General features: G+C 66.0%; 10 protein-coding genes. 3 read left to right on the top strand and 7 right to left on the bottom strand.

Going from position 1 to position 12301, the window contains the following annotated elements; genetic code table 11:
* Positions 1-72: 72 nt before the first annotated feature.
* Positions 73-1188, bottom strand: coding sequence for an alanine dehydrogenase (gene ald / locus ACZ1JC_RS10285; protein WP_465136952.1), 1116 nt, complete (start codon positions 1186-1188; stop codon positions 73-75).
* Positions 1189-1424: 236 nt separating this feature from the next.
* Entirely contained in the window at positions 1425-3179 is a 1755-nt protein-coding gene (locus ACZ1JC_RS10280) for a cation:proton antiporter domain-containing protein (RefSeq protein WP_465136953.1), read from the bottom strand.
* A 179-nt stretch (positions 3180-3358) separates the two neighbouring features.
* Between ACZ1JC_RS10280 and ACZ1JC_RS10275 the strand changes: the two genes are divergently transcribed.
* Positions 3359-4966: a M20/M25/M40 family metallo-hydrolase gene (locus ACZ1JC_RS10275; protein WP_465136954.1), complete on the top strand. Its 1608-nt coding sequence runs from the start codon at positions 3359-3361 to the stop codon at positions 4964-4966.
* A gap of 237 nt (positions 4967-5203) precedes the next feature.
* Here the strand turns inward: ACZ1JC_RS10275 and ACZ1JC_RS10270 are convergent, their stop codons facing one another.
* Positions 5204-7648, bottom strand: coding sequence for a DNA translocase FtsK (locus tag ACZ1JC_RS10270; RefSeq protein ID WP_465136955.1), 2445 nt, complete (start codon positions 7646-7648; stop codon positions 5204-5206).
* Between the two features lie 86 nt (positions 7649-7734).
* Positions 7735-8295 carry a thiamine phosphate synthase gene (locus ACZ1JC_RS10265; RefSeq protein WP_465136956.1) on the bottom strand — a complete coding sequence of 187 codons (561 nt, stop codon included), beginning with the start codon at positions 8293-8295 and terminating at the stop codon, positions 7735-7737.
* Here ACZ1JC_RS10265 and ACZ1JC_RS10260 point away from each other — a divergent pair.
* Positions 8294-8962: a YggS family pyridoxal phosphate-dependent enzyme gene (locus ACZ1JC_RS10260; RefSeq protein WP_465136957.1), complete on the top strand. Its 669-nt coding sequence runs from the start codon at positions 8294-8296 to the stop codon at positions 8960-8962. The genes ACZ1JC_RS10265 and ACZ1JC_RS10260 overlap by 2 nt on opposite strands.
* Positions 8963-9099: 137 nt before the next feature.
* Here ACZ1JC_RS10260 and ACZ1JC_RS10255 read toward each other — a convergent pair whose 3' ends face one another.
* Together ACZ1JC_RS10255 and pyk are read right to left on the bottom strand one after the other, a co-directional pair.
* Positions 9100-9729 (bottom strand): LysE family translocator, encoded by a 630-nt coding sequence (locus ACZ1JC_RS10255; protein WP_465136958.1) that lies wholly within the window; start codon positions 9727-9729, stop codon positions 9100-9102.
* A 7-nt stretch (positions 9730-9736) separates the two neighbouring features.
* Complete coding sequence (pyk, locus tag ACZ1JC_RS10250; protein WP_465136959.1) at positions 9737-11212, bottom strand: pyruvate kinase; 1476 nt, start codon at positions 11210-11212, stop codon at positions 9737-9739.
* A gap of 77 nt (positions 11213-11289) precedes the next feature.
* Here pyk and ACZ1JC_RS10245 point away from each other — a divergent pair, with 77 nt between their 5' ends.
* A complete protein-coding gene (locus tag ACZ1JC_RS10245) occupies positions 11290-11601 on the top strand; it encodes a DUF1244 domain-containing protein (protein ID WP_465136960.1) in 312 nt (103 codons plus the stop codon).
* A gap of 113 nt (positions 11602-11714) precedes the next feature.
* Here ACZ1JC_RS10245 and sugE read toward each other — a convergent pair whose 3' ends face one another.
* Positions 11715-12032: a quaternary ammonium compound efflux SMR transporter SugE gene (gene sugE, locus ACZ1JC_RS10240; protein WP_465136961.1), complete on the bottom strand. Its 318-nt coding sequence runs from the start codon at positions 12030-12032 to the stop codon at positions 11715-11717.
* Between the last annotated feature and the right edge of the window lie 269 nt (positions 12033-12301).

Below are 12301 nucleotides of genomic sequence, written 5' to 3'. Positions count from 1 at the left end.
CCGTGCCCCGGGAAACATCATTGCTCCCTTGATAGCACGGCACTCAAGATATGGTTAACAGCTAGGCAAAAATTACCGCAGCAGACTATCTGTAGATATGTGCACGTAGCCCAGTTCGGTCGCCACGGCTTCGAAAGTTACGTGGCCGGCGTGGACGTTGAGGCCCGCCGCCAAGTGAGGATCGGCCTTGAGGGCGGCCTTCCAGCCGAGGTTCGCGATGGCGAGAGCATGCGGCAGCGTCACGTTGTTCAGCGCGTAAGTGCTGGTGCGAGCGACGGCGCCGGGCATGTTGGCGACGCAGTAATGCACCACGCCCTCCACCACGAAAGTTGGATCGGCGTGGGTGGTGGGGTGGCTGGTTTCGAAGCAGCCGCCCTGATCGATGGCGACGTCCACCAGCACCGCGCCGGTTTTCATCGTCTTCAGCATTGCGCGGCTGACCAGCTTTGGCGCGGCGGCGCCGGGGATCAGCACCGCGCCGATGACGAGGTCCGCCTCGGCAACGCTCTCGGCCAGGTTGGCGTTGCTGGAAAAACGCGTCTTGGCGCGGGCTTCGAAGTGGATGCCCAGCCGTTCCAGCACGTCCGGATTACGGTCGAGAATGGTCACGTCGGCGCCCAGGCCCACGGCCATCTGCGCGGCGTTGAAGCCCACCACGCCGCCGCCGATCACCGCGACTTTGCCCGGCATCACGCCGGGCACGCCGCCCAGCAGCACGCCCCGCCCGCCATGCGCCTTCTCCAGCGCCGTCGCCCCCGCCTGTATCGACATGCGGCCGGCCACCTGGCTCATCGGCTTCAGCAGCGGCAGCTGGCCGCCCGGGCCGGTCACCGTCTCATAGGCGATGGCGGTCACGCCCGACTTCACCAAATCCGCCGTCTGCTCCGGATCGGGCGCGAGGTGGAGGTAGGTGAACAGGATCTGCCCCTCGCGCAGCATCGCGCGCTCAGCGGGTTGCGGCTCCTTCACCTTCACGATCATCTCGCAGCCCGCGAAGATTTCGGCGGCGGTGTCGACCAGCGTCGCGCCCTGCTTCGCATAGGCATCGTCGCTGGCGCCGATGCCGAGGCCGGCGCCTTTCTCGACCCAGACCTCATGCCCGTGGGCTACGAGTTCGCACACGCTCTCCGGCGTCAGGCCGACGCGATATTCGTGGTTCTTGATTTCCCGGACGGTTCCGATGCGCATCGTTTCGACTCCGCAAAAGATTCTCGTGCGCGATGGAATACACCGGCAGGACGGGATTTCATCGCGATTAGAGGATCATGGGAGAAGGCCGCGTATGTCCTCCCCGGCACGGGGAGGTGGCAGTCGCGAAGCGACTGACGGAGGGGAGGCGCGTTCTCATGCGAAGTTTGCGTAAACCGCGAGTCCCCTCCACCACCCTTCGGGCGGTCCCCCTCCCCGTGCCGGGGAGGACAACCTCAATGCGCGTCGCGCAGGTCCTGTGTGATGATGCGATCCCGCGCGGCGCGGATGTCGCCGGTTTCGTACTGGATCGACAGGCGCTCCTTGTCGCTGGCGCGGTACATGCTTTCGGCATTGTCGATCTGCTCGCCCGAGAGGCCCAAGTCCTCCAGCGCCTCGCGCGCCATGGAGACGGCGGATTCCATCACTTCGCGCACCATGAACGTGACCGGCGCGTCCATCAGCCGGATCATCGTGCGCCGGTCGAAGACGCGGGCCATGATGCGGGCTTCGGGGAAAGCCTCGTGCACGCCGTGGAGGAAGCTTTCGGAAAGCTGGTCGCCATCGATGCAGAAGACGATCATCTTCGCCTCACCCGCGCCCGCCTGCCGCAGCAGGTCGATCCGGGTGCCGTCGCCGAACCACACTTTCGCGCCGAAGCCACCGGCGACGTCGATCATCTCGATATCGGTGTCGATCAGCGTCACTTCGATCTCGGCGGCGATCAGCACTTGCGCCACGGTCTGGCCGAAGCGGCCATAACCGACCACCAGCGCGCGGGCGCCGTCCTTGCGCGGGCCCTCGCGGGTTTCCTTGCTCGTGGGCATCTCGCGGACGCGGGCGGTGGCCATCATCAGGAACGGGGTGGTGACCATCGACAGCGTGACGATGGCGCTGAACAGGCTGGCGGCGCTGGGGTCGATCAGCCAGGCGTCCCGTGCCTGCGCGAACAGCACGAAGCCGAATTCGCCGCCCTGGCTCAACAACAGGCCCAGCGCCAGCGCGCTGCGCCAGTTCATGCGGAAGGCCAGGCCGATCAGGAAGATCACCCCGCTCTTCACCGCGATCAGCGCGAGGGCCATGGTGGCGACGAACAGCGGCCGCTCGGCAATGGCGGAAAGGTCCAGCATCATGCCCACGGACATGAAGAACAGGCCTAGCAGCAGCGTGCGGAACGGCTCCACGTCCGCTTCCAGTTCATGGCGATAGGGCGTATCGGCCAGCATGACGCCGGCGATGAAAGCGCCCAGCGCGGTGGAGAGGCCCAGCGACTGCATCAGCGCGGCTGACGCGATCACCGTGAACAGCGCGGCGAAGACGAACATCTCGCGCTCGCCCAAGTTGCCGATCAGGCGGAACAGCGGGCGGATCACGAAGCGGCCGGCCAGGATCAGGCCGACAATCGCGGCCAGCGTCTCCAGCACCAGAATCCAGCCCGGAGGGCCTGCGGGCAGGTGCGGATTGCGGTTCATCGCGGCGATGATCGTGATCAGCGGGATAATCGACAGATCCTGAAACAGCAGGATCGCGAAGGATCGCTCGCCAAATGGCGTATGCAGGCGGCCTTCGCTTTGCAGCAGCGGCAAGACCTGCGCGGTAGAGGACAGGCCCAGCGGCAGACCCAGTGCCAGCGATGCGGCAATGCTGAAGCCGGTGGAGTAATAGATCACCGCCGTGATCGCCAGGCCGCAGAGCGTGACTTGCAGCAGGCCCAGCCCGAAAATCTCGCTGCGCATCCGCCATAGCCGCCGGGGCGCCAGTTCCAGCCCGACGATGAACAGCAGGAAGGTGATGCCGAGTTCGGCGATGCCCAGCTTGTTTTCGGGATCGCCGACAAGGTTCAGGATGAACGGCCCAAGGATCGCGCCCGCCAGCAAATACCCCAGCGTGGCACCCAGCCCCAGGCGGCGGAACAGCAGGACGAAGGCAAGCGCGGTGCCGAGCAGCAGGAAGCCGTCGCGCAGCAGGAATGCCTGGGAGTGATCTTGCATCGGGTCCTTTCGGGGGGCGGGAACTTGGGTTGCCGTTAGGGCGACAGGGTAGGGGTATTGGCGGGCAATTGTAAGGCTGGCGTTGGGATGGCTTGACCTTGCCCGTCAATCCCGCTTCCTTTCGGCCAGCGGGGGCCTGTCAGAGCCCCATAATTGCGTAATTTCAAGGGGGTAATCCAATGCGTGCGTTTCTTCTGGCCGGGGCTGCGGCTCTGGTGACGGTCCCGCTGTCGATGGCGGGGGCGCAGTCCACCGATGCCCAGATCGACAAGGTGATTGCCGAAGGGCTCAGCCACAGCGAGGCGATGGCCAATGCCTCCGAGCTGATGGACGGCATCGGCCCGCGCCTTTCGCACTCCGAAAATCTGGAGAAGGCGCAGGCCTGGGCCATGGCCAAGTTCAGCGGCTATGGCCTGACGAACGTTCACAAGGAGCCGTTCCGCTTCGGCATGGCCTGGAACCTCGATTCGTGGTCGGCCTCTATGGTCTCGCCGCGCGGGCTGGTGATGCGTTCGATCCCGGTGGCGTGGTCGCCGGCGACTTCGGGCACCTTGCGCGCGCCGGTGATCCTGGCGCCGATGAGCAAGAAGGAGCATTTCGACGCGTGGCGCGGCAAGCTGGCGGGCAAGATCGTCATGGTCAGCCTGCCCGGCACCGGCAGCGAGCCCGACAAGGCGGCGTTCCGCCGTCTGGATGCGGCGGAGATTTCAAAGGACGATCATTTTGACCTGCCGGCGGACGAAAACGACCGCGATATTCATTTCGTGCAGCGGATGTTGTTTGTCAAAGAGCTGTCGGAATTCCTGAAGTCCGAAGGCGCGGTGGGCATGGTCCGGATCAGTTACCGCGACGCTGGATTGGTGCATGGCGAAGGTTACAATCTTGCGCCGGATCAGCAATTGGTGCTGCCGTTCATGGAACTGGCGGCCGAGGACTATCGCCGTCTCGCCCGGCTGGAAGTGACCGGCAAAGTACCGGCGATGGAAATGGCGATCGCCGCGCGGTTCGATCGCAGCAACCTCGACGACGCCAACGTCATTGCCGACATTCCGGGCCGCGATCCCAAGGCGGGCTATGTGATGGCGGGCGGCCACTTCGACAGTTGGATCGCCGGTGATGGCGCCAGCGATAACGGCGCGGGCAGTGTGGTGGTGATGGAAGCCGCGCGCATCCTCTCCAAGATGCCCAAGCCCCGCCGCACGATCCGCTTTGCTCTGTGGTCGGGCGAGGAACAGGGCCTGCTGGGATCGATCGCCTATATCGAACAGCACATGGCGACGCGCGGGCTCGATCCGAACGTCTCTGGCCTCGACCGGATGGTGCGCTGGCCCTTGGCATGGCCGATCACCACCAAGCCGGGCTATGCGGACATGAAGGCCTATTTCAACCTCGACAACGGTTCCGGCAAGATCCGCGGCATCTATGGCGAGGGCAACATTGCGGCGATCCCGACGCTGGAGAAGTGGCTGAAGCCCTTCGCCTCGATGGGGGCGACCGAGGTGGTGGCCGGCAGGACCGGCGGTACCGATCACCAGTACATGCAGGCGGTGGGCTTGCCGGCGTACCAGTTCGTGCAGGACCCGCTCGATTATGGCAGCCGCGTGCACCATTCGAGCATCGATACCGTCGATCACATGAAGGTGGACGATATCCGTCAGGCGGCGACGATCATGGCGGGGATGCTGTGGCAGGCGGCCAATTCGGATGTAGAATTGCCGCGTCCGCCGTTGCCGTTGAAGCCGGGCAAGTCCGATCCGTTCAAGGTGCAGGACCCGGACGAGAAGTAAAGGAAAGGCAAGATCCTCCCCCCTCGGGGGAGGTGGCAGCGCGCAGCGCTGACGGAGGGGGCTTTCGGCAGCGTTGTGCTTTCCCCCTCCACCACCCTTCGGGCGGTCCCCCTCCCCCGGTGGGGGAGGAGCTAGGTAGTGCAAGGTTGCCTCACAGGCGCGCCGTCTATCGGCAGCACCCGCCGAAACGGTATTGGGAGTGCAGGGGGCTATGCTCCCCTGCTTATCCTTTCCCCCTTAAAGCGGCGCCCCGTTCTCATCGCGGTAGATATCGCGCCGGCCGACATGGTTCGCCGGGCCGACGTAGCCGTCCTGTTCCATGCGCTCGACCCACTTGGCAGCGGTGTTGTAGCCCACGCCCATCTGGCGCTGCAGCCAGGATACCGAGACCTTCTGGTTCTCGAACACCAGCTGGCACACCTGACGGTACTTGCGCTCTTCCGGCTGGTCGGAGGCGGTGGCGTCGAGGTCGTCGAAGCCGAACGAGCCTTCTTCCGGCTCGTTGGTAACCGCATCGACATAGTCGGGCTTGCCCTGCGCGCGCCAGTGATCGGCAACGTGTTCGACTTCCTCGTCCGAGACGAAGGGGCCGTGGACGCGCTTCACCGGGTCGGAGCTGGGCTTGTAGAGCATGTCGCCCTTGCCGAGCAGCTGCTCGGCACCCTGTTCGCCCAGAATGGTGCGGCTGTCGATGCGGCTGGTGACGGCGAAGGACACGCGGGTCGGCAGGTTGGCCTTGATGACGCCGGTGATGACGTCGACCGAGGGGCGCTGCGTCGCCATGATCAGGTGGATGCCCGCCGCGCGGCTCTTTTGCGAGAGGCGCTGGATCAGCACTTCGATTTCCTTGCCGACGGTGACCATAAGGTCGGCCAATTCGTCGACGATGAGGACGATCTGCGGCAGCGTCTCGTAATCGAGCTGGCGGTCTTCGTAGAGTTCCTCGCCCGTCTCCGGGTCGAAACCGATCTGGATGCGGCGGCCCAGCGGCTTGCCCTTGGCGGCGGCGGCGCGGACTTTCTCGTTGAAGCTGGCGAGGTTGCGGACCGAAATCTCGCTCATTTGGCGATAGCGGCGCTCCATTTCCTCCACCGCCCACTTCAGCGCGCGCACGGCCTTGGGCGGTTCGGTGACGACGGGCGAGAGCAAGTGCGGAATATCGTCGTAGCTCTTGAGTTCCAGCACCTTGGGATCGACCAGGATCAGGCGGCACTGCGCCGGCGTCAGGCGGTAGAGCAGCGAGAGCAGGATGGTGTTGAGACCCACCGACTTACCGGAGCCCGTCGTACCGGCGACCAGCAAGTGCGGCATCGTCGCAAGGTCCGCCACCACCGGCTCGCCGGCGATGTCCTTGCCGAGGATGATCGGCAGCATGCCCTTGTGTTCGGCGAAAGCTTCGGAGGCGACCATCTCCTTGAACGAGACCATCTGGCGGTCCGCGTTGGGCAGTTCGATGCCCATGACGGTGCGGCCGGGGATCGAGGAGACGCGGGCCGAGATCGCGGACATATTGCGGGCGATATCGTCGGCCAGGCCGATCACGCGGCTGGACTTGATGCCCGGCGCCGGTTCCAGTTCGTACATAGTGACGACCGGGCCGGTGCGCACGGCGGTAATCTCGCCCTTCACGTTGAAGTCGTCCAGCACGGTTTCCAGCAGGCGCGCATTGCGCTCCAGGCTGAGCTTGTCGATCTTCGGCTGCGAGTTCGGCGGCGGGTCTTTCAGCAGTTCGAGGCCCGGCAGCGCGAACTTGTCGAACATGTCCTTCTGACGATTGCCGATATTGAGCTGCGCGGGGGTGGCAGCGGCCTTGGGATCGCTGATTTCGGGCGCCTTGCGCGGCTTGGCGGCGGGCTCGCGAGCGGTTGCGGCTGCCGGTTCGCCGTCGAAATCGTCGTCCATGAACGGCGCGGATTGGGCTTTCGGTGCCTTCTCGCGCGTCTTTTCCTTCTCGGCGGTGCGGGGCGATACCTCGTCCCGCGCGGGCAGGCGGCCGATGCGGCCGGGCAGGGTCAGCAACCGGCCCCAGTCCCACGCAAACACGCTGCCGGCCAGCAGCAGCCCGCCACCAAGGCAGACCACGGCAATGACGAAAGCGGCCCAGGTGGCGAAGACTCCGGGCAGGAAGCCGGTCAGCGTTTCGATCACCCAGGCGCCGAGCAGGCCGGAAATGCCGCCCATCGATGCGGGCAAGGTGCCGCCGGGCTGGACGTAGGTGAGGCCGAGCAGGGTGCTGGTCGCACCGGCCTGCGGGAAGGCGAGGCTCAGCACCGTGGCGATCAGCACCATCGCGAGGGCCAGCACGAAGACCGGGCGCCACCAGCGCTGGTTCGAATGCTCGATCTCGCTGTCCTCTTCCTCCACCAGCAGCCAGAGCTTGCGGGCGAAAACGTAGAGCAGCGGCACGAACAGCGCTGAAACCGGGCCAAACAGCAGCAGCACGCGCTCCGCCACCCAGGCGCCGACCGGGCCCATCCAGTTCTCCGCCGGGCCGCCGGCAGCGGTGGAGGCGGAGGGGTCGGTCTGGTGGTAGCTCAGCAGCGCGAGGGTGAGGAAGGCCATCGCCGCGAAGAGCAGCAGGGCGCCGCCCAGTTCGCCCGCGCGGCGCAAGGACCGCTTGAGCACTGCGCGCCAGTCCGGCTTGGCGATTCGCCGTCCGGGTGCGAGGGGCCGTGTCGCCATTGGAAATTCCCTTGATTTCGGCCCGTTATATTGCGTCGGCGGGGGAGTCGTCGTCAAGAATGGATCGGGAACAAGGCTGTGAACGGTTACGTAAATGCCTGAATCGCCGCCCATTTGCGGACGGGCAGAGTGCGGGCGCGATGCGGCGTCATGCCGCCCAGCGCGATCACCGGCATTCGCGAGCGTGCCGCCATGAGGCGAAACCGCGTCGGGCCGAGGGTCGCCGCGCCGGGGTGCGAGCGGGTGGCGAAGACCGGCGAGAGCAGCACCAGATCGGCGCGGGCGCGGTGGGCTTTTGCGAGTTCGCGCAGTGAATGGACGGTGACGAGGCGCAAGATCGCGGGGCCTCGGGTGAGTTTTTCTGCCGCGCCGTAGGCTCCGTCGGCGCCCCATCGCCGGGCCTCGTGAGCGCTACCGGATAAGACAATGGCGTGGCCGAAACGGCGGGCCACACGCTTCAAAACCGCGAAACGGGCGCGGCGCTCGGCGGGCGGCAGGTGGTAATGGCGCAGCACCAGCCCCGATCCGCGCGGCAGCCGGGCCAGCGCGGTTTCGAGCGCGGCGTCGTTGCGTGCGTCGCTCACGAGCCAGATGTCAGGAAGAGGTGGCTGGCGGTTCGGCACGGGGACGCTATAGCAGCGCGCCATGGATCAGCCAGCTTCTCCTCTTCAGGCCGTTCGCGCCCGCATCGCCCACGCCGCCAGCATTGCCGGGCGTGAGGCCGGGGCGATCGAACTCGTCGCCATTTCCAAGACCCATCCGGCCGAAGCCATTCTGCCGCTGATCGCCGAGGGCCAGCGCGTGTTCGGCGAAAACCGCGTGCAGGAAGCCGAGGCCAAGTGGCCCGCGCTGCGTGAGGCGCATCCTGATGTGGTGCTGCATCTCGTCGGCCAGCTTCAGTCCAACAAGGCCGAGGAAGCCGTCGCGCTGTTCGACTGCATCCACTCGCTCGATCGGCCCTCGCTGGTTGCGGCGCTGGCCAAGGCGATGGACAAGCTGGGCCGCCGGGTGCCGTGCTTCGTGCAGGTGAACATCGGCGCGGAAGAGCAGAAGGGCGGCTGCCCGATTGCCGAAGGGCCCGCGCTGCTGGCCGAAGTCCGCGCGGCGGATATTCCGCTGGCCGGCCTGATGTGCGTGCCGCCGGCGGGGATCGAGGCGGCGCCGTTCTTCGCGCTGCTCGCCAAGATCGCGGCGGACAATGGTGTGTCGGGCCTGTCGATGGGCATGAGCGAGGATTTCGAGACGGCGATCATGCTCGGCGCGACGCATGTGCGCGTGGGTAGTGCGCTGTTCGGGGCGCGGCCTGCAGTCTGACGGGACCTAAGCTCCTCCCCCCTCGGGGGAGGTGGCAGCGCGAAGCGCTGACGGAGGGGGGTTCGGCAGCGTTGCGCTTGCGCCCTCCACCACCCTGCGGGTGGTCCCCCTCCCCCGGTGGGGGAGGATCTTTTGCCTTAGGCCGCCCGAAACGCCAGCAGCGACAGGCCGAAACCGGCGAACAGCCCGCCGGTTAGCCGGTTGAACACCCGCTTCACCCCGGCCTTGCCAAGATGGCGCGAGAGCGCTCGGCCGCTGAACGCGTAGACCGAGTACCAGAACGCCTCGATCACCGCGAAGACCGCCACCAGAATGGCGAACTGGCTTGCTTGCGGGCGGGCCGGGTCGATGAACTGCGGCAGGAAGGCCGCCGCAAAAACGATGGCCTTGGGATTGCTGATCGAGATCGCATAGCCGCCACGCAGCAGCGCCAGCCACGAGATTTCGGGCCGCACCGTCTGCGCGATGTCGTCATCTTCGGAAACCGGCGCGCGCCATGCCTTGACCGCAAGGAACAGCAGATAACCGGCACCGGCGATACGCAGCGCGGTGAAAGTCCCCGGCAGGGCATGCAGCAGCGCGCCAAGGCCCACGGCGGAGGCGGCCAGCAGGGTGACGAGACCCAGCAGGCAGCCCGCCATGGTGGCCAGAGTGCGCTTCACGCCCAGTTCCACGCTGCGGGACAGCACGTGGAGCATGTTGGGGCCCGGCGTCGCGCTCAGCAGGAAGACCGCGACGGCGTAGATCCAGAGGGTGTGAAGCGCCATCGGGTCCTCAGTCCAGTTCGTTGCCGGTCAGGGTCACGACGTGGAGCAGGTTGGTCGAACCCGGCACGCCGAACGGCACGCCGGCCAGGGCCACAAGGCGGGTGCCGGCGGCACCGAAGCCGTGGCGCAGCGCCATGCGCTTGCCCTTGGCGATCATCTCCTCGAAGCTGCCGATGTCCCGCGTGGTCACCGTATGCGCGCCCCACAGCAGGGCGAGGCGGCGCGCGGTCTTTTCGGCCGGGGTGAGCACCAGCATCGGCGCCGCGGGGCGCTCGCGCGCCACGCGGCGGGCCGAGCCGCCCGAACCGGTGAAGACGATGATGCCTTCGATCGGCAGGGTATCGGCAATCGTCGCGCAGGAGGCCGAAAGCGCGTCGGCGGTCGTCGCGTCGGGCGGGGTCTGGGTGAGGTGAATACGCTCGCGATAGGTCGAATCGGTTTCGACCGAGACGGCAATGCGATCCATGATCGTCACCGCTTCCACCGGCCACTGGCCGGCGGCGGTTTCGGCCGAGAGCATCACCGCGTCGGCACCGTCGTAAACGGCATTGGCAACGTCGGACACTTCGGCGCGGGTGGGCGAGGGGCTGGTGATCATCGATTCCAGCATCTGCGTGGCCACGACCACCGGCTTGCCGCTGGCGCGCGTCTTGGCGACGATGTGCTTCTGGATCGGCGGCACCTGTTCGGGCAGCAGTTCCACGCCAAGGTCGCCGCGCGCGACCATGATGCCGTCCGACAGTTCGATGATGCCGTCGATCGACTGCACGGCGGCCGGCTTTTCGATCTTCGACATCAGCGCGCAGGCACCGCCGATCAGGCGGCGGGCCTCTGCCACGTCCTCGGGGCGCTGCACGAAGGAGAGGCCGATCCAGTCGGCGCCCTGCTCCACGGCGAACGAAAGGTCGCGGCGGTCCTTGTCGGTCAGCGCCGGGACGGGGACGATCGCGTCGGGCACGTTCACGCCCTTGCGGTCCGAAATCGTGCCGCCCACTTCGGCGGTGCACAGGATGCTGTCGGCATCGGCCTTGATGACCACGAAGCGCAGCTTGCCGTCGTCGATCAGCAGGCGCTGGCCCTTTTCAAGGATGCCGAACAGTTCGGGATGCGGCAGGCAGACGCGGTTTTCGTCGCCCGGCGTCGGATCGCGGTCCAGCGTGAAGTGGGCGCCGTGGCGGACGAAGACCTTGCCTTCGGCAAAAGTGCCGACGCGCAGCTTCGGGCCCTGGAGGTCGCACAGGATGGCGATGGGGCGCATCGAATCCTTTTCCACCGCGCGGATATTGGCGATGGTTTCGCGGTGCGTGTCGTGATCGCCGTGGCTCATGTTGACGCGGAACGCATCGGCGCCGGCTTTCAGCAGCTTCTCGATGGTTTCCTTGTCACGGCTCGCCGGGCCCAGCGTGGCAAGGATCTTGACCTTGCGCTGGCGCTTGATGCCGCGATGGTGGGGCGAACGGCGGAATGGGGGAGTGGTTGCCAAGGTCAGTGTGCCTCTTCCTGTATCGGTGCGACCTATGGCAAAGGCTGTCGGACAAACCAAGGACCAAGCGACGCGCCATGCACGAAAACAACTCTATAGACGCTCTTGATGACGCGGTTGCGGCATCGGCCTTCCGCCGGCTCGTCAAACATTTGCAGACGCGCCACGATGCCGAGAACATCGATCTGATGGGATTGGCCGGATTCTGCCGCAATTGCCTGGCGGACTGGATCCGCGATGCCGGTTTCGAAGGCGACAAGGCCGCCGCGCGCGAAGTGATCCACGGCATGCCGTTCGATGAATGGAAAGCGAAGTTCCAGAGCGAGGCGACGCCCGAGCAATTGGCGCGGATGGAAGAGAGCCTGAAGAAGAATGGCGGCGGGCACTGAGTCTAGGCCGGGTCTTCACTCCGACAATTGATGCTGCCCGGAGTCTGTTTGAAAATTCGCTGAAGGCGAATTTTGCGGCACCGGCCCTCTCAGGGCATTTTTCAAACAGACTCTCAGGAACTGGCCAGCTTCATCAAGACCAGCCCTGCCAGGATCAGTCCGGCAGCGGCAAGGCGCAGGGGGCTGGCCGATTCGCCCATGAAGGCGATGCCCACGGCAAAGGCGCCCAGCGCACCGATGCCGGTCCACACCATATAGGCCGTGCCCAGGGGCAGGCGCTTCATCGCCCAGGCCAGCAGCGCGAAGCTGGCGAACATCGCGGTGATCGTGATCACGCTCGGCCAAAGGCGGGTGAAGCCTTCCGAATGCTTCATGGCCGAGGCCCAGACGACCTCGAACAGGCCGGCGATGACAAGAACGATCCAGGACACGACTGCGGGCAACCTCCTAAGCGTGGTTGCCGGGCCGTCCCGGTCTTGAAGCTCCGCTCTTCGATCCGGAAGGGGGGAGGCGGGAACGTGGTCGCCGCAAGGGCCAGATAGGCGGCGGGGGCGGGCAAGGCAACCGATGGCGGCGACCGGTGGACTTATCCCGCGATACGCACAGGATTTCCACAGCCCCCGGCTTTGCCCGAATCCCCGGGAGCCGCTATCAGCGCCCGCCAACTCAGATTCATCACGATATATTCCGGAGCTTTACC

The organism is Sphingomonas sp. BL-S-28 (genome assembly GCF_055521515.1).
Note: the sequence above shows the minus strand (reverse complement) of the source record. Positions and strands in the feature narration are given on the sequence as shown.